Origin of the sequence: Pseudomonas lini, from assembly GCF_030812475.1 — a bacterium.
Classification (GTDB): Bacteria; Pseudomonadota; Gammaproteobacteria; order Pseudomonadales; family Pseudomonadaceae; genus Aquipseudomonas; species Aquipseudomonas lini_A.
In genome coordinates this window covers 280960-301875 of record NZ_JAUSSR010000003.1, presented here as the reverse complement: position 1 = coordinate 301875, position 20916 = coordinate 280960, and the positions used below count along the sequence as shown (strand labels likewise).

The 20916-nt window shown below is 60.7% G+C and carries 17 protein-coding genes; 11 read left to right on the top strand and 6 right to left on the bottom strand.

The genetic code is table 11. The features are described from left to right. Positions 1-10 precede the first annotated feature (10 nt). From J2W17_RS07780 to J2W17_RS07770, 3 genes are all read left to right on the top strand, one after another. Entirely contained in the window at positions 11-412 is a 402-nt protein-coding gene (locus J2W17_RS07780; RefSeq protein WP_307331776.1) for an ACT domain-containing protein, read from the top strand. Positions 413-417: 5 nt separating this feature from the next. After that, entirely contained in the window at positions 418-1020 is a 603-nt protein-coding gene (locus J2W17_RS07775) for a LysE/ArgO family amino acid transporter (RefSeq protein WP_307331774.1), read from the top strand. 176 nt (positions 1021-1196) lie between these two features. Next, positions 1197-1793: a superoxide dismutase gene (locus J2W17_RS07770; protein WP_150798187.1), complete on the top strand. Its 597-nt coding sequence runs from the start codon at positions 1197-1199 to the stop codon at positions 1791-1793. A 277-nt stretch (positions 1794-2070) separates the two neighbouring features. Here J2W17_RS07770 and J2W17_RS07765 read toward each other — a convergent pair whose 3' ends face one another. Next, a complete protein-coding gene (locus J2W17_RS07765) occupies positions 2071-2334 on the bottom strand; it encodes a DUF6124 family protein (protein WP_150785892.1) in 264 nt (87 codons plus the stop codon). 1380 nt (positions 2335-3714) lie between these two features. Here J2W17_RS07765 and J2W17_RS07760 point away from each other — a divergent pair. The 7 genes from J2W17_RS07760 (at position 3715) to J2W17_RS07730 (ending at position 15898) form a co-directional block, all read left to right on the top strand. Next, positions 3715-5778: a putative bifunctional diguanylate cyclase/phosphodiesterase gene (locus J2W17_RS07760; RefSeq protein ID WP_307331768.1), complete on the top strand. Its 2064-nt coding sequence runs from the start codon at positions 3715-3717 to the stop codon at positions 5776-5778. Positions 5779-6018: 240 nt separating this feature from the next. Then, positions 6019-7371: an imelysin family protein gene (locus J2W17_RS07755; protein WP_307331765.1), complete on the top strand. Its 1353-nt coding sequence runs from the start codon at positions 6019-6021 to the stop codon at positions 7369-7371. A 361-nt stretch (positions 7372-7732) separates the two neighbouring features. Further along, the gene (locus J2W17_RS07750; protein ID WP_307331762.1) at positions 7733-9160 is read left to right on the top strand and encodes a di-heme oxidoreductase family protein; all 1428 of its coding nucleotides are present in this window, start codon (positions 7733-7735) and stop codon (positions 9158-9160) included. A gap of 27 nt (positions 9161-9187) precedes the next feature. After that, positions 9188-10252 (top strand): imelysin family protein, encoded by a 1065-nt coding sequence (locus J2W17_RS07745; RefSeq protein WP_307331758.1) that lies wholly within the window; start codon positions 9188-9190, stop codon positions 10250-10252. A 14-nt stretch (positions 10253-10266) separates the two neighbouring features. Next, complete coding sequence (locus tag J2W17_RS07740; protein ID WP_307331755.1) at positions 10267-11367, top strand: DUF1513 domain-containing protein; 1101 nt, start codon at positions 10267-10269, stop codon at positions 11365-11367. A 330-nt stretch (positions 11368-11697) separates the two neighbouring features. After that, on the top strand, positions 11698-12846 hold the full coding sequence (locus J2W17_RS07735) for an efflux RND transporter periplasmic adaptor subunit (RefSeq protein ID WP_307331752.1): 1149 nt from the start codon (positions 11698-11700) through the stop codon (positions 12844-12846). A 13-nt stretch (positions 12847-12859) separates the two neighbouring features. Next, the gene (locus J2W17_RS07730; RefSeq protein ID WP_307331749.1) at positions 12860-15898 is read left to right on the top strand and encodes a multidrug efflux RND transporter permease subunit; all 3039 of its coding nucleotides are present in this window, start codon (positions 12860-12862) and stop codon (positions 15896-15898) included. A 185-nt stretch (positions 15899-16083) separates the two neighbouring features. Here J2W17_RS07730 and J2W17_RS07725 read toward each other — a convergent pair whose 3' ends face one another. The 5 genes from J2W17_RS07725 to colR all read right to left on the bottom strand — a co-directional run bounded on the left by J2W17_RS07725 (position 16084) and on the right by colR (position 19808). Continuing rightward, positions 16084-16311, bottom strand: a complete 228-nt coding sequence (locus J2W17_RS07725; RefSeq protein ID WP_307331746.1) for a hypothetical protein — start codon at positions 16309-16311, stop codon at positions 16084-16086. A 2-nt stretch (positions 16312-16313) separates the two neighbouring features. Then, positions 16314-17027: a lipopolysaccharide kinase InaA family protein gene (locus J2W17_RS07720; RefSeq protein WP_307331743.1), complete on the bottom strand. Its 714-nt coding sequence runs from the start codon at positions 17025-17027 to the stop codon at positions 16314-16316. A gap of 3 nt (positions 17028-17030) precedes the next feature. Beyond that, positions 17031-17699 (bottom strand): class I SAM-dependent methyltransferase, encoded by a 669-nt coding sequence (locus J2W17_RS07715; RefSeq protein ID WP_307332392.1) that lies wholly within the window; start codon positions 17697-17699, stop codon positions 17031-17033. 155 nt (positions 17700-17854) lie between these two features. Continuing rightward, the gene (locus J2W17_RS07710) at positions 17855-19135 is read right to left on the bottom strand and encodes a sensor histidine kinase (protein WP_307331741.1); all 1281 of its coding nucleotides are present in this window, start codon (positions 19133-19135) and stop codon (positions 17855-17857) included. Beyond that, positions 19125-19808, bottom strand: coding sequence for a two-component system response regulator ColR (colR, locus tag J2W17_RS07705; RefSeq protein WP_008032118.1), 684 nt, complete (start codon positions 19806-19808; stop codon positions 19125-19127). Before colR ends, J2W17_RS07710 begins: the two co-directional genes overlap by 11 nt. A gap of 218 nt (positions 19809-20026) precedes the next feature. Between colR and J2W17_RS07700 the strand changes: the two genes are divergently transcribed. Continuing rightward, complete coding sequence (locus tag J2W17_RS07700; RefSeq protein WP_307331736.1) at positions 20027-20770, top strand: phosphatase PAP2 family protein; 744 nt, start codon at positions 20027-20029, stop codon at positions 20768-20770. The last annotated feature ends 146 nt before the right edge of the window (positions 20771-20916 follow it).

Below are 20916 nucleotides of genomic sequence, written 5' to 3'. Positions count from 1 at the left end.
GAACATCGACATGGCTGGCGAAACGTCATTGGCAACCCTGCTGCACAGCATGAGCCCGCAACTCAATCCCGGCGAATATGTGTTCTGCACCCTGCGCGACGGCAAGCTGCCTGGTGGCCTGGAGATCGTCGGCAGTTTCCGCGAACAGGAAGGGCTGACCGTGATTCTCGAACGCTCCCGCGCTGAGCAGGCCGGCTTCAGTTTCGACTACCTCGCGGCCTGGATCACCCTGAACGTGCACTCGGCCCTTGAAGCCGTCGGCCTGACCGCCGCGTTCGCCACTGCATTGGGCCGTGCCGGCATCAGTTGCAACGTGGTCGCCGGCTACTACCACGATCACCTGTTCGTCGGCCTGGCCGATGCCGAACGGGCGATGCAGGTGCTGCGGGACCTGGCAGCCAACGGGGAGTAGACCTTATGTGGCAAAGCTATGTGAACGGCCTGTTGGTGGCCGCGGGGCTGATCATGGCGATCGGCACCCAGAACGCCTTCGTACTGGCCCAAAGCCTGCGGCGCGAACATCACCTGCCGGTGGCGGCGCTCTGCGTGACCTGCGATGCGTTGCTGGTGGCGGCCGGGGTCTTCGGCCTGGCGACGGTGCTGGCGCAGAACCCGACCCTGCTGGCTATTGCCCGTTGGGGTGGCGCCGCGTTTCTGCTGTGGTACGGCAGCCTGGCGCTGCGTCGGGCGTGCTCGAAACAGAGCCTGCAACAAGGCGAAAACCAGACCGTACGCTCACTGCGCGCGGTACTGCTCAGCGCACTGGCCGTGACCTTGCTCAACCCGCACGTCTATCTGGACACCGTGCTGCTGATCGGCTCCCTCGGTGCCCAACAAACCGAACCAGGCGCTTATGTGGTGGGCGCAGCGAGCGCTTCGTTGCTGTGGTTTTTCACCTTGGCGCTGGGTGCCGCATGGCTGGCGCCGTGGCTGGCGCGCCCTAGCACCTGGCGAATTCTTGACCTGTTGGTGGCGGTAATGATGTTTACCGTAGCGTTCCAGTTGATCACCGCCGCGTGATTTATTCCAAAAGGCTCTGGAACCTCTATTCCACACAGTTGTTGCGTGGTTATGCCGCCCCCCCGGTGCTATGATCCGAACCCTGCGCCGCAAAGAGTACAAACTCCCCGGCGCATGTTTGGCCGCCCGTGATCGGCCTTGCGCTCACCGCAACTGACCTGATTAGGAGAATTATCATGGCTTTCGAATTGCCGCCGCTGCCGTACGCACACGATGCCCTGCAGCCGCATATTTCCAAGGAAACTCTGGAATACCACCACGACAAGCACCACAACACCTATGTCGTGAACCTGAACAACCTGGTGCCAGGCACCGAGTTCGAAGGCAAGACCCTGGAAGAAATCGTCAAGACTTCCTCGGGCGGCATCTTCAACAACGCCGCTCAGGTCTGGAACCACACCTTCTACTGGAACTGCCTGGCGCCAAACGCCGGCGGTCAGCCAAGCGGCGCACTGGCTGAGGCAATCAATGCTTCGTTCGGTTCGTTCGACAAGTTCAAGGAAGAATTCAGCAAGACGTCCATCGGCACCTTCGGTTCCGGTTGGGGCTGGCTGGTGAAAAAAGCCGACGGTTCCCTGGCCCTGGCCAGCACCATCGGCGCCGGCAACCCGCTGACCAGCGGCGACACCCCGCTGCTGACCTGCGACGTCTGGGAACACGCCTACTACATCGACTACCGCAACCTTCGTCCGAAGTACGTCGAAGCGTTCTGGAACCTGGTCAACTGGAAGTTCGTGGCTGAGCAGTTCGAAGGCAAAACCTTCACCGCTTAAGATCGATGCCAGTCAGAAAACCCGGCTTTTTAGCCGGGTTTTTTTGTGCCCACTTGTAGGAGCCGGCTTGCTGGCGAACCAGACGACGCGGTGGATCAGGGACACCGCCTTCGCTGGCAAGCCAGCTCCTACAGAGTCTGGATTAATCCGTAAAATCCAGGTCGGCTTTCGGACCGCCTTCGACGGCAAGCCGGTCACGCTCCCACAAGGACAACGCTGCACCTGTGGAGCGAGACCGGCTTGCCGGCGAAGAACGATAATGCGGTTAGCCTGCGGACTACTGCGGATCGATGTTGTCCAGCGCCCGATTCACCGCCAGTTCCGCCAGCATGACGATCTGCGCGATGGCCAGCGCAGTGCTGCGCTGGGGGCCGGTCAGGTAGGTGGCGAAGTCATTGGCGATGACGTTGGCTGAAGCTAATGATTCGCAGGCATGGGCGAGGAGGGATTCGGTATCCGTGTCGGGGACGATCATGAACAGGGTGTTGGGGCTGTAGGGTTTGGTGGTGTTGACGGGGGGATCGGGGATTAACTTATCCAAGTGACATTCCTCATAAAATCGAAACCATCACTTGCCGTTTCTCACGCGGACGAAGAGGTGGCAGCTGTGTGCGGAGTGAGAAACCGGTGAGGATAATTCCGGCCAGACCGAAGTCTGCCCGCACACAGCCGCCATAACGTAATCGCAGGCAGCAGATAAGCTGGCGGCAATTATGGTGTTAATAGCACTGAATTAACATTATTCCTCCGGGTTCTCACGCCCGATCGCTGAGTTTTCAGCGACAGTTAGAGGCTATTGAGTCTGCTTCCGACGGGCAACCTGAAAACTGTGTGGGAAAGGTCTGGCAATTTTGTATGTACTTAAACAGGTAAAAGCGGAACGCGGAGCGTCCCTGACGGCATTCCCGCTCGCAAGCGTGGGAATGATCAATCGGGGCAGCAGGAATTGATTGGTTGGCTATCAGGCCGCCTTCGCTGGCAAGCCAGCTCCTACAAGGGGCCGGGTACATCCGTGACATCAGGTCGGCTGTCAGGCCGTCTTCGCTGGCAAGCCAGCTCCTACAGGGGTTTTGGGTACATCTGCAGGATCAGTGCGGCAGGCAAGCCTCAATGCCGGTCAGGAAATTGTAGGAGCGAGCTTGCTCGCGATGGACTCAAGAGCGCTCGCGTTTAGCCAGTAAACACGCGTTATCGTTAACGACCATCGCGAGCAAGCTCGCTCCTACACTGGATCAGCGTACACCGCCGCTCCCCACCACTCATCAGGCCGAGCGTTAGCTCGCCTGCAGCTCTTGATCTTGATCCACCCGCCCCTTCGGGAGGCTGAGTGGAGGTGTTCATCCGGGGAGTGGCGCGCAGCGCCGTTCGACGCAGTCGAACACGCTGCATGTAGGTCGTAGCGAAGCCAACCTGCGGGCAGTGTCCCCGGATGGACACCGGAGCGAAGGAACCCCGAGCCTTAGCGAGGGGCCGGACGCTGGGGCGAGACCTTTGCTTCCTTTGGGGCGTTTGCCAAAGGGAGTCGACCGTCAGGGCGAAACCGTAAGCGGCCGTTACCGCAGCAACGGATATGTACTCAACCACCAAGCACCTGGTCGGCTACCAGGCCGCCAAGACCAAAAAATCGCGTCCATCGGAAAAAACCACGCCAATTTCCCACAATGAAACCAGCATTCAGCCCCTTGCCCCAACGCCACAGCCGTCTAACATCATCCAAAAGGAAAATAAGTCAAAATCCCCCTAAAGTTGAAGGACTCAACAACCGACACAGTACTAATAGACAAAAAAACACCCGACAACAGCATTTCGGCCAAGCCACAGGCAAATGCCCCTGTGCTTGATTGTCCCTTTGACTGCCATTACCGGATTGCCAATACTCATGGCTACCTGATGCTACCCGCACGGAACAAGGAATGACTCTTTGAAGCTGGAACTCAAGAACAGCTTGTCGGTGAAGTTGCTCCGGGTCGTGCTCCTGTCGGCATTGATCGTCGGTGTGGTCTTGAGCTGCGCGCAGATCGTTTTCGATGCTTATAAAACCCGTCAGGCCGTAGCCAACGATGCCCAGCGTATCCTCGACATGTTCCGCGACCCCTCGACCCAGGCCGTCTACAGCCTGGACCGGGAGATGGGTATGCAGGTCATTGAAGGCCTGTTCCAGGACGACGCCGTGCGCCAGGCTTCCATCGGTCACCCCAACGAGGCCATGCTGGCGCAAAAGTCCCGTAAGTTGCAGCAATCCAACAGTCGCTGGCTGACCGACTTGATCCTCGGCAAGGAACGCACCTTCACCACCCAGCTGGTGGGTCGCGGCCCTTACAGCGAATATTACGGCGACCTGAGCATCACCCTCGACACCGCGACTTACGGCCATGGGTTCATCGTCAGTTCGGTGATCATCTTCATTTCCGGCGTATTGCGCGCCCTGGCCATGGCACTGGTGCTGTACCTGGTCTACCACTGGCTGCTGACCAAACCGCTGTCGCGTATCATCGAGCATCTGACCGAAATCAATCCGGATCGGCCCAGCGCGCACAAGATCCCACAGCTCAAGGGCCACGAGAAAAACGAACTGGGGCTCTGGATCAACACCGCCAATCAGTTGCTCGAGTCCATCGAGCGCAACACCCATCTGCGTCACGAAGCGGAAAACAGCCTGCTGCGCATGGCCCAGTACGATTTCCTCACCGGCCTGCCAAACCGTCAGCAATTGCAGCAGCAACTGGACAAAATCCTGGTCGATGCAGGCAAATTGCAGCGGCGGGTCGCGGTGCTCTGCGTCGGCCTCGACGATTTCAAGGGCATCAACGAACAGTTCAGCTACCAGACCGGTGACCAACTGCTGCTGGCCCTGGCCGATCGCCTGCGGGCCCACAGCGGTCGACTCGGCGCCCTCGCCCGCCTGGGCGGCGACCAGTTCGCCCTGGTTCAGGCCGATATCGAACAGCCCTACGAAGCGGCCGAGCTGGCCCAAAGCATTCTCGATGACCTGGAAGCGGCATTCGCCCTCGATCATCAAGAGATCCGCCTGCGCGCCACCATCGGCATCACCCTGTTTCCCGAAGACGGCAACAGCACCGAGAAGCTGCTGCAAAAAGCCGAGCAGACCATGACCCTGGCCAAGACCCGCTCGCGCAACCGGTATCAGTTCTATATCGCCAGTGTCGACACCGAGATGCGGCGCCGCCGCGAACTGGAAAAAGACCTGCGCGATGCGCTGGCCCGTAACCAGTTCTACCTCGTCTACCAACCGCAGATCAGCTACCGCGATCATCGGGTGGTGGGCGTCGAGGCGTTGATTCGCTGGCAGCATCCCGAGCATGGACTGGTACCACCGGAGCTGTTCATCCCGCTGGCCGAGCAAAACGGCACCATCATCGCCATCGGTGAATGGGTACTGGATCAGTCCTGCAAACAATTGCGCGACTGGCATGACCAGGGGTTCGCCGACTTGCGCATGGCGGTCAACCTGTCCACGGTGCAGTTGCACCACGCCGAGCTGCCGCGGGTGGTCAACAACCTGATGCAGATGTACCGCCTGCCACCACGCAGCCTGGAGCTGGAAGTCACCGAAACCGGCCTGATGGAAGACATCAGCACGGCCGCCCAACACCTGCTGAGCCTGCGTCGCTCCGGCGCATTGATCGCTATTGACGATTTCGGCACCGGTTATTCGTCACTGAGCTATTTGAAAAGCCTGCCGCTGGACAAGATCAAGATCGACAAGAGCTTCGTGCAGGACCTGCTGGACGATGACGACGATGCGACCATCGTTCGGGCGATCATCCAGCTGGGCAAGAGCCTGGGCATGCAAGTGATTGCCGAAGGCGTGGAGACCCCCGAGCAAGAGGCCTACATCATTGCCGAGGGCTGTCATGAAGGTCAGGGTTATCTTTACAGCAAACCCTTGCCGGCGCGGGAGTTGAGCGCTTATCTCAAGCAGGCTCAGCGCAGTGATGCGGCTATTTTCAGGATCACCCTGTAGGAGCAGCCGGTCGACGCTCGATTGCTCGTGAAGAACCTGCAGGCGACGCGTTCCTCCAGGCAGCACGCGTTATCGTTCACGTCCATCGTCGGAACGCCGCCCGGAGCAAGCTTGCTCCTACGTGAATAAGAAATATTTCCAGGTACAACCCTTTACACATAATGCGAAAGATTTGCATTATGTCGCAGTTTTGCGCCTTTGTTGCGCCATTCCACCCCCTCTCGAAGCAGGATGTTCGCCATGATTCGTATGCCTCTGGCTACCGCCAGTCTGTTGGCCATCGCTATTTCCCTCGCCGGCTGTGGCGAAGGCAAAGACAAGGCTGCCGCTCCGCAAGCGCCTACTCCAGCTGCTACCACCACCGCGCCGGCTCCGGCTGTTGCGCCCGCTGCTGCCAGTAAAGTCGACGAAGCCGCTGCCAAAGCCGTTGTCGCGCATTACGCCGACATCGTCTTCGCCGTTTACAGCGATGCCGAATCCACCGCGAAAACCCTGCAAACCGCCGTCGACGCTTTCCTCGCCAAGCCTGACGCCGAGACCCTGAACGCCGCCAAGGCCGCCTGGGTCGCGGCTCGCGTGCCCTACCTGCAGAGCGAAGTATTCCGCTTCGGCAACACCATCATCGACGACTGGGAAGGTCAGGTGAACGCCTGGCCACTGGACGAAGGCCTGATCGACTACGTCGACAAATCCTACGAACACGCACTGGGTAACCCGGGCGCTACCGCCAATATCATCGCCAACACTGAAGTCCAGGTCGGCGAAGACAAGGTCGACGTCAAGGACATCACCCCGGAAAAACTCGCCAGCCTGAACGAGTTGGGCGGTTCCGAGGCCAACGTCGCCACCGGTTACCATGCCATCGAATTCCTGCTGTGGGGCCAGGACCTGAACGGCACCGGCCCTGGCGCCGGCAACCGTCCGGCTTCCGACTACCTGGAAGGCACCGGCGCAACCGGCGGCCACAACGAGCGTCGTCGCGCCTACCTGAAATCGGTGACCCAGCTGCTGGTCAGCGACCTGGAAGAGATGGTCGGTAACTGGAAGCCAAACGTGGCCGACAACTACCGCGCCACCCTGGAAGCGGAACCGGCTGAAAGCGGCCTGCGTAAAATGTTGTTCGGCATGGGCAGCCTGTCCCTGGGCGAGCTGGCGGGCGAGCGCATGAAGGTTTCCCTGGAAGCCAACTCCCCGGAAGACGAACACGACTGCTTCAGCGACAACACCCATAACTCGCAGTTCTACGACGCCAAAGGCATCCGTAACGTCTACCTGGGCGAATACACCCGTGTCGACGGCACCAAGATGGCCGGCGCCAGCCTGTCGTCCCTGGTGGCCAAGGCCGACCCGGCGGCCGACACCGCACTCAAGGCCGACCTGGCGGCGACCGAAGCGAAGATGCAGGTCATCGTCGATCACGCCAACAAGGGTGAGCATTACGACCAACTGATCGCCGCGGGCAACACGGCTGGCAATCAGATCGTGCGTGACGCTATCGCTTCCCTGGTCAAGCAGACCGGCTCGATCGAAGCCGCCGCAGGCAAACTGGGGATCAGCGACCTGAACCCGGACAACGCCGATCACGAGTTCTGATCAACGCTGGCTGAACGAAAGGCGACCTTCGGGTCGCCTTTTTTGTCCCTGCTGGCCCCCCCCCTGTAGGAGCTGGCTTGCCGGCGAAGACGGTAGAACATTCAACACATGTGTTGGCAGTCACGACGCCTTCGCCGGCAAGCCGGCTCCTACAGGCATGGCCGATACGCGGCGTTGGTACTTCGCCGCTACGCAGTTCGATCACGACGCGCATTCCGTCCTTCGGTGCAAGCACGCGATGGCTTCGGCGCGGTCTCAAGTTAACGCTGCCCCACATCAACCAAACGATAATTCCTCTTATTCAATCCCCCCTGCCCTGTTAGACTTTGCGCCCTTGTTTTGCTCGTTTGCAGGATGTCCGATGCCCTCGCTGCCTCTTCGCTTGTCCGCACTGTTGCTGGCCCTGGGCCTGAGTGCCTGCGATGACGCCCCGAAGTTCACCCGGGCCGAACCCGGTGAAGCCCGGTCCGGCGGCAGCGCGACCGTGCGCAAGACCGATCAGAATGCATTCTCCCTGCCCTCCGCCAACCTGCCGCCCTCCCGGCGCGTGGACTTCAGCGTCGGCAACAGCTTCTTTCGCAACCCGTGGGTGATCGCCCCGTCGACCACCACCGCCCGGGATGGCCTCGGTCCCCTGTTCAACACCAACGCCTGCCAGAACTGCCACATCAAGGACGGCCGCGGTCATCCGCCCGCGCCTGACGCGCCCAATGCCGTGTCGATGCTGGTGCGCCTGTCGATTCCCGATGCGCCGGCCTACGCCAGGGTCATCGAGCAGCTCGGCGTCGTCCCGGAGCCGGTCTACGGGGGGCAATTCCAGGACATGGCAGTGCCCGGCATCGTCCCGGAAGGCAAGGTGCGGGTCGAGTACACGCCGGTGCCGGTCCGCTTCAAGGACGGCACCGAAGTCGAGTTGCGCAAACCGAGGCTGCAGATCACCCAGCTCGGTTACGGACCGATGCATCCCGATGCCCGTTTCTCGGCCAGGGTGGCGCCGCCGATGATTGGCCTGGGTTTGCTCGAAGCGATTCCCGACGAGGCGATCCTGGCCAATGCCGAAGCCCAGGCCCGCGAGAAAAACGGCATCGCCGGACGCCCGAACCGGGTCTGGGATGACGCGCAGCAGAAAACCGTCCTCGGACGCTTTGGCTGGAAAGCCGGGCAGCCGAACCTTAACCAGCAGAATGCCCACGCGTTTTCCGGCGACATGGGCCTGACGACCAGCCTGCGCCCTGTCGACGACTGCACCGACGGGCAGACCGCTTGCAAGCAGGCGCCCAATGGCAATGGCCCGGAGGGCGAGCCGGAAGTCAGCGATAACATTCTGCGCCTGGTGCTGTTCTACAGCCGAAACCTTGCCGTGCCGGCGCGCCGCGATGTCGGTACGCCTGAAGTGCTGGCCGGCAAGAACCTGTTTTTCCAGGCCGGTTGCCAATCCTGCCACACACCCAGGTACACCACCGCCGCCAACGCCGCCGAACCTGAACTGGCCAATCAAGTGATTCGCCCCTACAGCGATCTGCTGCTGCATGACATGGGCGACGGCCTGGCCGACAACCGTACCGAGTTCCAGGCCAGCGGCCGCGACTGGCGCACGCCGCCGTTGTGGGGCATCGGACTGACGCAGACAGTCAGCGGCCACACCCAGTTTTTGCATGACGGCCGCGCCCGCAACCTGCTCGAAGCCGTGCTCTGGCATGGCGGCGAAGCCAAGGCGGCGCAGCAACAGGTTTTGTCTTTCGATGCCGGGCAGCGTGCTGCGTTGCTGGCGTTTCTGAATTCCCTTTAGTACCTATTCCTCAAGCGGGAGCCCGACATGTTCCGACCCAAATTATTGTTCACCAGCCTTGCCGCACTAGTCCTGGGCGCCTGTTCGCCCCAGGACCCGCAGGCCGTCACCTCGGCGGCCATTGCCAAGTCGGTGATCCTGCCGACCTACACCCGCTGGGTTGAAGCCGACCGCCAACTGGCCGTCAGTGCCCTGGCCTACTGCGAAGGCAAGTCCGACCTCGACACCGCTCGCGCCGACTTCCTGCACGCGCAAAAAGCCTGGGCCGAACTGCAACCGCTGCTGATCGGACCGCTGGCCGAAGGCAATCGCGCCTGGTCGGTGCAGTTCTGGCCGGACAAGAAAAACCTGGTAGGCCGTCAGGTCGAGCAACTGGTCACCGCGCAGCCGCAGATCGATGCCGCCGCGCTGGCCAAATCCAGCGTCGTCGTCCAGGGCCTTTCCGCCTACGAATACATCCTGTTCGACAGCAAGCCCGACGTGGCCAACGACGCGCAGAAGTCGCGTTACTGCCCACTGTTGATCGCGATTGGCGAACATCAGAAACAACTGGCCGAAGACATTCTCAAAGGCTGGAACACGACCGACGGCATGCTCGCGCAGATGAGCAAGTTCCCGAACCCGCGTTACGCCGACTCCCACGAAGCGATCGCCGACTTGCTGCGGGTGCAGGTCACCGCCCTCGACAGCCTGAAGAAAAAGCTCGGCACACCGATGGGCCGCCAGAGCAAGGGTGTGCCGCAACCGTTCCAGGCCGATGCATGGCGCAGCCAGTCTTCCCTGACGGGCCTGGAAGCCAGCCTCGCCGCCGCCAGGACCGTGTGGGAAGGCGTCGACAACAAAGGCCTGCGCGGCCTGTTGCCGAGCGAGCAGAAACCCTTGGCCGACAAGATCGACGCCGCTTATGCCGCGTCCCTGAAACTGTTCGCCAGCAACCAGCGCTCGTTGACCGAAATGCTCAATGACGATGCCGGGCGCCAGCAACTCAACGATATCTACGACAGCCTCAACGTCGTCCACCGCCTGCACGAAGGCGAACTGGCCAAGGCGCTGGGCATCCAACTGGGCTTCAACGCCAACGACGGTGACTGATGAGGGCAAGTGCCATGCTGCGACGACAGGCGCTGACGTTAGGTAGTTTGCTGCTGGGAGCAGTGAGCCTGGGCGGCTGGACGCTGTTCCGGCAAAAGGACAAAAGCCCGCTGCTGCTCTCGGCGCGGGACGATGGCGACGGCAAGCACTACGCCGTCGGTTTTCGCCTGGACGGCACCCGGGTGTTCGCCACCCGGGTCGGCCAGCGCTGCCACGACATCATCAATCACCCGACGCTGCCGATTGCATTGTTCGTCGCCCGCCGCCCGGGCACCGAGAGCTACCTGATCGACCTGCGCGACGGTACGCTGCTGCAAACCGTGGTTTCGCAGCCGAACCGGCACTTCTACGGCCACGCGGTGATTCACCACAGCGGCGACTGGCTGTATGCCACCGAAAACGACACCGCCGATCCGGGACGTGGCTTGCTCGGCGTGTACAGGTTCGAAGGTGAACGGCTGGTGCACAGCGGCGAGCTGTCGACCCATGGCATCGGCCCGCATCAGGTGTCGTGGATGCCCGATGGCGAAACCCTGGTGGTGGCCAACGGCGGCATCCGTACCGAGGCCGAAAGCCGGGTCGAGATGAACCTCGATGCCATGGAACCGAGCCTGGTGCTGATGCAACGCGATGGCACTTTGTTGAGCAAGGAAACCCTGGCCCAGCAGATGAACAGCGTGCGCCACCTGGGGATCGCCAGCGACGGCACCATCGTCGCCGGCCAGCAATTCATGGGCCCGTCCCACGAATCGTCGGAGCTGCTGGCAATCAAGCGGCCGGGGCAGCCGTTCGTGGCCTTCCCGGTGCCCGAGCACCAGTTGCAGGCCATGGGGCATTACACCGCCAGTGTCGCGGTGCATGGCGAACTGCGGCTGGTCGCCTTGACCGCGCCCCGGGGCAACCGGTTTTTCATCTGGGACCTGGACAGTGGCGAGGTGCGCCTGGATGCGCCACTCCCCGATTGCGCCGGGGTCGGCGCGGTGGCTGACGGGTTTGTCGTGACCTCGGGTCAAGGACGGTGTCGGTACTACGATTGCCGCCAGACAGACCTGGTTGCAAAACCCCTCGACCTGCCATCGGGGCTCTGGGACAACCACCTGCATTTAATGGCCTAAGCCCACGACGCCCAGGGCTTACGCTCTCCCCTGTAGGAGCTGGCTTGCCAGCGAAGGCGATCTTCAGATCACCGCAAAATCCAGCGGCCCCTTCGCCGGCAAGCCGGCTCCTACATTGGAATGCATTCCCCTGTAGGAGCGAGCTCGCTCGCGATGGACGTTAACGATAACGCTGGATGCCTGGCACCTCGTGGTGTTCTCAGCTTCTGAGCGAGCAAGCTCGCTCCTACAGGGGATCGGGGTAGCCCGGAAACATCCATTGGAATCACCCTCGCACTCGGAGTAATGTGCCGGACTATATGCCCTGATTTTCTCCAAGGAAGTGGAAATATGCTGCGTCGCCGCATGTTGATCATGTTGGGTGTTGTACTGCTGATCGTGCTGGGCCTGGCCGGTTACAAAGCCTTCTCCATCTACACGATGATTCAGGGCTTTTCCGCGCCGAAACCGCCGATCAGCGTCGCCGTGGCCACGGCCACCGAACAGCCGTGGCAAGCCCGCCTGCCCACTGTTGGCACGCTCAAGGCATTGCAAGGCGTGGACCTGAGCCTGGAGACCGACGGCACCGTCATCGACTTGCAGTTCGAGTCAGGACAGAAGGTCAAGGCCGGTCAACCACTGCTGCGACTCGACAGCGCCGTGGAAAGTGCTTTGCTGGAAACGGCGCTGGCCGACCTTGGGTTGGCCCAACTCGATTACGGGCGCGGTAGCCAACTGGTCGGCAGCCAGGCCATTTCCAAAGGGGAATTCGACCGACTCTCGGCGGTGCAGAAAAAGAGCAAGGCCACGGTCAATCAACTCAAGGCCGCGCTCGGCAAAAAAAGCATCGTCGCGCCTTTCAGCGGGACCATCGGCATTCGTCAGGTGGACATCGGCGACTATCTCGCCAGCGGCACCATGATTGCCACCCTGCAAGACCTCAGCAGCCTCTATGTAGACTTCTTCGTACCCGAGCAATCGATCCCGAAGATCGCCCTCGGCCAACCGGTGCAGATCATTGTCGCGGCCTACCCGACACAAACCTTCCCCGGCACCATCAGTGCGATCAACCCGAAAGTCGAAAACAGCACGCGCAACGTTCAGGTCCGCGCCACCCTGGCCAACCCCGATGGCAAGCTGCTGCCAGGGATGTTCGCCAGCCTGCAGGTGATGCTGCCCGACCCTCAGCCGCGCATCGTCGTGCCGGAAAGTGCGATCACCTACACGCTATACGGCAATTCGCTCTACGTCGTCGCGCAGAAAAAAGCCGAAGACGGCAGCCTCGAAAAAGACGACAAGGGCCAGCCGATCCTGATCGCTGAACGGCGTTTCATTGAAACCGGTGAACGCCGCGACGGGCAGGTGATGATCATCAAGGGTTTGCAGAACGGCGAAAAAGTGGTCACGGCCGGCCAGATCAAACTGGACAACGGCGCCCACATTGCCATCAGCGACGACAAGACTTTAGCCGAGAAGAACAGCCCGCCGCGCGCGGACTGATCAAGGAACCCCCATGGCGTTTACCGACCCGTTCATCCGCCGTCCGGTGCTTGCCACCGTGGTCAGCCTGTTGATTGTGCTCCTGGGCTTTCAGGCCTGGAGCAAACTGCCGCTGCGCCAATACCCGCAAATGGAAAACGCCCTGATCACGGTGACCACCGCTTACCCCGGAGCCAACGCCGAAACGATCCAGGGCTACATCACCCAACCGATGCAGCAGAGCCTGGCAAGTGCCGAGGGCATCGACTACATGACCTCGGTCAGTCGCCAGAATTTTTCTGTGATCTCGATCTACGCGCGCATCGGCGCCAATAGCGACCGCCTGTTCACCGAGCTGCTGGCCAAGGCCAACGAGGTCAAGAACCAGTTGCCCCAGGACGCCGAAGACCCGGTACTGAGCAAGGAAGCCGCCGACGCCTCGGCGCTGATGTACATCAGCTTCTTCAGCAAGGAGTTGAGCAATCCGCAGATTACCGATTACCTGTCGAGGGTCATCCAGCCAAAACTGGCAACCCTGCCGGGCATGGCCGAAGCCGAAATTCTCGGCAACCAGGTGTTCGCCATGCGCCTGTGGCTGGACCCGGTGAAGCTCGCCGGTTTCGGCCTTAGCGCCAGCGATGTGACCGATGCGGTGCGCAAGTACAACTTCCTTTCAGCCGCTGGCGAAGTGAAAGGCGAGTACGTGGTCACCAGCATCAATGCCAATACCGAGCTCAAATCTGCCGAAGCCTTTGCCGCGATTGCACTCAAGGTCGACGGCGACAGTCGGGTGCTGCTCAGCGATGTGGCGCGAGTTGAAATGGGCGCGGAAAACTACGACTCCGTCAGCTCCTTCGGCGGCACGCCCTCGGTGTACATCGGCATCAAGGCCACCCCCGGCGCCAACCCGCTGGATGTGATCAGGGAAGTGCGCAAGATCATGCCGGATCTGGAGGCCCAGCTGCCGCCGAACCTCAAGGGTGAAATCGCCTACGACGCCACGCTGTTCATCCAGGCCTCGATCGACGAAGTGGTGAAAACACTGTTCGAAGCGGTGCTGATCGTGATCGTGGTCGTATTCCTGTTCCTCGGTGCGCTGCGTTCGGTGGTGATTCCGGTGGTGACTATTCCACTGTCGATGATCGGCGTGATGTTCTTCATGCAGATGATGGGTTACTCGATCAACCTGCTGACCCTGCTGGCAATGGTGTTGGCCATCGGCCTGGTGGTGGACGACGCCATTGTGGTGGTGGAAAACATTCACCGACACATCGAAGAAGGCAAGACGCCGCTGGATGCGGCCATCGAAGGCGCCAGGGAAATCGCCATGCCGGTGGTCTCGATGACCATCACCCTGGCCGCGGTCTATGCGCCGATCGGGTTCCTGACGGGGCTGACCGGGGCACTGTTCAAGGAATTTGCGCTGACCCTGGCCGGCGCGGTGGTCATTTCCGGCATTGTCGCCCTGACCCTGTCGCCGATGATGTGCGCCTTCTTGCTGCGCCACGACGAAAACCCCAGCGGACTGGCCCATCGCCTGGACCGCATTTTTGAAGGGCTCAAGCGCCGTTACCAGCGCCTGCTGCACGGCACGCTCAATACGCGGCCGGTGGTGCTGGTGTTCGCGGTGATCGTGCTGTGCCTGATTCCGGTATTGCTCAAGTTCACCAAGTCGGAACTGGCCCCGGATGAGGACCAGGGCATCATTTTCATGATGGCCAATGCCCCGCAAACGGCCAACCTCGACTATCTGAGCGCTTATACGGATGAATTCATCGACATCTTCAAGGCGTTTCCCGAGTACTACTCCTCGTTCCAGATCAATGGTTTCAACGGGGTGCAATCGGGCATCGGCGGCTTCCTGCTCAAGCCGTGGAACGAACGCAGCCGTACGCAGATGGAAATCCTGCCCGAGGTCCAGGGCAAACTGGAGAGCATTTCCGGGCTGCAGATCTTCGGCTTCAACCTGCCCTCCCTGCCCGGTACCGGTGAGGGGTTGCCGTTTCAGTTCGTGATCAACTCCGCCAACGATTACGAGTCGCTGCTGCAGGTGTCTGACCGGGTGAAAAAGCGGGCGATGGAGTCCGGCAAGTTCGCTTTCGTCGACCTCGACCTGGCGTTCGACAAGCCCGAAGTGGTGGTGGATATCGATCGCGCCAAGGCCGCGCAGATGGGCGTGTCCATGCAGGATCTGGGCGGCACTCTGGCAACCCTGCTCGGTGAAGCGGAGATCAACCGGTTCACCATCGAAGGACGCAGCTACAAAGTCATCGCACAAGTCGAGCGGCCTTTCCGGGACAACCCCGACTGGCTGAACAACTATTACGTGAAGAATACCCAGGGTGAACTGCTGGCCCTGTCGACTCTGATCACCGTGACCGACCGGGCGCGTCCACGGCAGCTGAACCAGTTCCAGCAACTCAACTCAGCCATTCTTTCCGGCGTGCCGCTGGTCAGCATGGGGGAAGCCATCGAGACCGTGCGCCAGATCGCCCAAGAGGAAGCGCCCGTGGGTTATGCCTTCGACTATGCCGGCGCTTCCCGGCAATACGTCCAGGAAGGCAGTGCGCTGTGGATCACCTTCGCCCTGGCGCTGGCGATCATTTTCCTGGTACTGGCCGCCCAGTTCGAAAGCTTCCGCGATCCGCTGGTGATTCTGGTCACCGTGCCGCTGTCGATCTGCGGCGCGTTGATCCCGCTGTTTTTGGGCTGGTCGAGCATGAACATCTACACCCAGGTCGGCCTGGTGACCTTGATCGGGTTGATCAGCAAACACGGGATCCTGATCGTCGAATTCGCCAACCAGCTACGCAAGGACAAAGGGCTGACAGCCCGCGAGGCGGTTGAGGAAGCCGCCGCCATTCGCCTGCGTCCGGTGTTGATGACGACCGCAGCCATGGTGTTCGGCATGGTGCCGTTGATCATCGCCACCGGTGCGGGCGCTGTCAGCCGGTTCGACATCGGCACGGTGATCGCCACGGGGATGTCGATCGGGACGCTATTTACGCTGTTTGTGTTGCCGTGCGTGTACACACTGCTGGCAAAACCCGACAAACCTGAAGAGCACCCGTAACCCCTTGTAGGAGCGAGCTTGCTCGCGATGGTCGCCAACGATAACGCGTGTTTGCTGGATAACACGCGGTGTTCTTGAATCCATCGCGAGCAAGCTCGCTCCTACAGGGTTTGGCGCTAGTCTTGAGACACGGGAATAAAAAAGGCCTCGCATTTGCGAGGCCTTTTATTTGGGCTTCAATCTGTTCAACTCTTTGGCCTCAGTCCTTGAGAAAGTCCGAACATGAACAGCAATAAATCATGATCGGGTTGGGTGACCACGGTTTCCTTCGCGACCCGTGGCAATGGACAACGCGCATCAGCATTCATCGAACTGAGGACGCGCGGGCGAGGCTGCTCCCAAACCGCCAGCGCCAGTGAGGCAACTGCCAAGGCTCCTATCAAAAACAAACCTCGTGCAATTTCGAGTTTCATTGCTATAAACCCTTGATAGCGCTGCCAAACGCCTTCTCATAAAAGTAGACGAGTTTTTGCCAGTCCGTCGTGCTGAACGACGAGTGGCGACGCAATTGCTTCAGGTCGTGCGCGGCCGCGTAACGGGCGGTCAACCGTTGGCGGCACTTCTCCAGATCGATCAAGGCTACCTCGACCCTGGCCGCATCGCCTTCGCCGGTGACACTGACGAAGACGTGCTTGATGTAGAGGCAGCTGTGCTGCCAACGCCCCTTGTGCATGCGGGCCAGATTCTCGGCCAGTTCCTTGAGCACGCGGTCATGGACCGCCTCACCGTGACGCTCGCGACCGCCACCGGCGTACCAGTGTTCGATTTCCTCAAAGCCGTCCAGCGACCTGGTCACCAGCAAGGCGCGCCACTGGTGCTCGGGATCGCGTTGTGCGCCGCAGAAGACTATTTGCGGAACGCAGACATCGATCAGGCGCAGGCCGATCAGTGCATCACGCTCGCGCAACACCGTCGGCCGCCCGAACGGGTACCGCAAGCTGCGATAGATATGCCCGGTCTGACGTTTCGTGTAGAGCAGCTGCCCATCACTGCCCAGGACGCGCTGCACGCCACTTTCCCCACCGCGACGGACATTGGGCTCTTCAACCCATTCCCCGCGCAGGTTCCAGAAGTAGTCGAAACGATCCGGGGAAACGACATCTGCTTCTGCCGCACATTGCGCTGCCATCTGTTACCTCTTGCGTAATACGTAAACTCGCCACATGGCATAGAGCGGTAAGAAATCCAGACGTTGCTGGATGCGGAACCCCGCCTGCTCGAATTCCTTTTCGACCGTAGCAGCCGGTAACACAAATCTGTTTTGGTAACTTTCATGCCCGCGGTGTCCCTCGAGCCGCTTGCGTTTCCAGGCTTTGAAGTTGCCGTCCACCCACAATGAAAGAATCACGCTGTCGCGGGTGACGCGCTCGAATTCACGCAAAATGGCCAATCGATGCTCGGCTTCACCGATGTGGTGGAGTAAACGCATGCAGAAAATGCTGTCGACCGCGTTATCGGGCAAGGCGATGTCGAAAGCAGAAGTGTGCAAGGGTTGTACCCGTTTCACCACGTCTGCAGGTTGCGCCTGCAGGGCAATGTTGATCATCGACTCGGAGTTGTCGGCTCCGATGATGGCGCGGTTGGCTTTTTCTGCCAGCAATGGCCAGAAACGCCCCGCCCCACAGGGTAAATCGAGGACCAGCCCCGGCTCCCCAACCAGTTTGAGCGCCTGTCGCGCCACCTGTTCGTCACGCCAGTGCGACAGCCGGCGAGCGAGGCCAGCCTGATGCTTGCGCAAGTAGCGCTGAGCGTGTTGATCGTCGTACTTTTTCGAAAAATCGAGTTTGATCGGGCCGTCCATCATCAGGTCTCCAGAACATCTGATGGACCCACGATAGGCAGCGCCGTGTCGGCGTCAGGTCATGCAATTGTGAAAAAATCGTCATGTAAAATGTCGAATTATTTCGAAATTATGCAGGAAGACAGTGATAGCTCTGGGCCATCAAGCACATTTGATCAGGTAGAGGCCAGGCTCAGTTCCACCTGGAAGCGGCAGCCGTTGGGCTCCATGTTGGTAAGACTGACGGTCCAGCCCTGGTTTTCGCAAATCCGCTGCACCAGCGACAGCCCCAGCCCCAGGCCCTCGCCGCGCTTCTCGCTGCCCCGCACAAATGGCTCGAACATCGCTTCGCGTTTATCTTCGGGAATGCCGACGCCACTGTCCTCGACCACGAAGCCGGTAGTCGTCAGGGTCAAGCGAATGAACCCCTGTTCTGTGTAATGCAGGGCGTTACGCAGCAGGTTGCCCATGACCGCTTGCAGCAGGGTGGCGTTGTAACAGGTGGTTGCCGGTTGACCCGCTTCGAAGATCAGGTTCAACCCCTTGGCCTCGATCGGCTCACGCCAGAGATGGAGCAGCCCGTCGGCCACCTGGCTCAGGGTTTGCTGCGGCGCGACGCTGGCGTCATCGCGTTGCGCGCGGGCCAGCATCAGGAAGGTTTGCACCAGCTCACGCATTTCTTCGCAGGCCCGGGCGATTCGCTCGACCTGGGCCCGACCCCGTTGATCGATACCGGGATTTTCCAGAAGCAACTCACAGGAACTGGCCAGCACCATCAGCGGCGTGCGCAGTTCGTGGCTGACGTCACTGGTGAACAGGCGCTCCCGGGACAATGCCTGCCTCAAGCGGCCCAAGGTGGCGTCGAAGGCGACGGCCAGTTCGCCGACTTCATCGGCGGCGTAATCCGGTGCCAGCGGTGGTGCCAGCCCCAACAGTTGATCGCGGTGACGGACCTGACGGGCCAGCCGCACCACGGGCGCCATGACCTTGCGCGCCAGTACCCAACCGAGAAACACTGCCAGCGCCAGGCTCAGCACGAAACCCACCAGTACCACGGCAAACAGCACCCGCTCGCGCTCCTCGAAATCGCTCTGGTCCTGCATCAGCACGTAGTGTCGGCCGTCGACGACTTCGACCATCGCGTGGTACGACAGCTGCTCGCGAAACACTTCGTGAAAACCGGGCTCCAGGTGGCGCAAATCCTTGGGCAATTCGAAGTCGCCCGGCCCGCCACTGAAATAGAACAGCTGGTCCGGCTCCGGGCGATGGCTCCAGTCCGACACACTGTCCATCAGCAGCAGGCGTTGCAGATCGCCACCCAGACCTGCCGAAATCAGTTTTTCTTCCACCAGGTGCACAGTCGCCACGATGCCCATGGCGAAGGCCCCTGCCACCAATGCGCTCATCAGCGCAAAGGCGATGATGATCCGTTGCGCAAGGCTCTGTCTAAACTCCATCACGGCCCTCGGCCAACCGATAGCCGACACCGTGCACGGTTTGCAGCAAGGGCTTGGCGAACGGCTTGTCGATTACCTGGCGCAATTGGTGGACATGGCTGCGCAGGCTGTCGCTGTCCGGGCAGTCGTCGCCCCACAGCGCCTCTTCGAGAATCTCCCTGCGCAGTACGTGAGGACTTTTCTGCATCAGCACGGCCAATAACTTCAGGCCTACCGGATTGAGTTTCAGCAGCCGCCCTTCGCGGGTGACTTCCAGGGTATCGAGGTCGTAGCTCAGATCGCCGACTTGCAAGGTACGGCGACCGCCGCCCTGGGCCCGACGCATGACCGCTTCGATGCGTGCCGCCAGTTCGGACAGGGCAAAGGGTTTGATCAGGTAATCGTCGGCACCGGACTTGAAGCCTTGCAGGCGGTCGTCCAGTTGGTCGCGAGCGGTGAGCATGATTACCGGGGTGTCGCGGCGGGCGTCTTCGCGCAGGCGCTTGCACAGGGTGTAGCCGTCGATGCCGGGCAACATGATGTCCAGCACGATCAGGTCGTAATGCTCGGTGGCCGCCAGGTGCAGGCCTGACAACCCGTCCTGCGCGCAATCGACGGTATACCCCTTGAGCCCCAGGTAATCAGCCAGATTGGCCAGGATATCGCGGTTGTCTTCAACCAATAGAATTCTCATGGGAACCTCCTGCGTACACAGTAACGGCCGTCTTGGCCCGCGCAGCTTAAGGCCAAGCGAGGCTCAGGGCCAGAACTGCGTGCAGGTGTAAATCCAGGCCACCTCCCTGTTGCGGCCTTGACGACTTTTTCACTGTCGGTTCACAGGCTGGCGACAGGATGAAGTCCAGACTGCGCGCGGTTGCACGCTCGAATCTTTCAACCGACCAAGGACCTGCCATGGTGTCGCCCGCTGTTACCCGCGCCTCGCGCCCGCTCAATCCCTGGCTTTGCCTGGGCGTTCCCGCTGTCGTGGCGATCATTTTGCTGCTGCTTGAACTGACATCGCTGGACATGGACCTGGCCAGGCTGTTCTATGACCCGGTCGCGGGGGATTTCATCGGGCGGCACAGTTACCTCCTCGAAAACATCCTGCATGACCGGGCCAAGCAACTGGTCATCGCGTTCTCGGTGTTGGCCATCCTCGGCTTCATCGGCTCATTTTTCATGGAACGGCTCAAGCCGGTCAATCGGGAACTGGGCTGCCTGGTACTGTCCCTGGCGCTGGCCACCTCCTTTGTCACGCCAGTCAAGGCGCTGACGGCGGTGCAATGTCCATGGAGCCTTGAACAGTTCGGCGGTCATGAAACCTACAGCGAGCTGCTCAGCCCACGTCCACCCACCGACAAACCCGGCCGTTGCTGGCCCGGCGGGCATGCGGCGACAGGGTTCACGCTGTTTGCGCTGTTCTTCGTGCTACGCGATCGTCGCCCGCGGCTGGCGCGTATGGCGTTTGTCTTTGCCTTTGCGCTGGGCTCGGTGTTTTCCATCGGGCGGATGATGCAGGGGGCGCATTTCTTTTCGCACAACGTGTGGACAGCGATTTTTTGCTGGTTGATTTGCCTGGGGTCGTACTACTACATCCTGTATCGCCCGGTCTCGAAGGTTGAGCGCGCGACCAAGGCAGAACCGGTCAGCGCCTGAAACACAGAGCAGAAATGTGGGAGCGAGACCGGCTTGCCGGCGAATGCAGTGTGTCATTCAACACGCATGTTGATAGGACTAACGCTTTCGCGAGCAGGCTCGCTCCCACAGGGGATTGAGGCGGATGCCGAAATCCGGGCAATAAA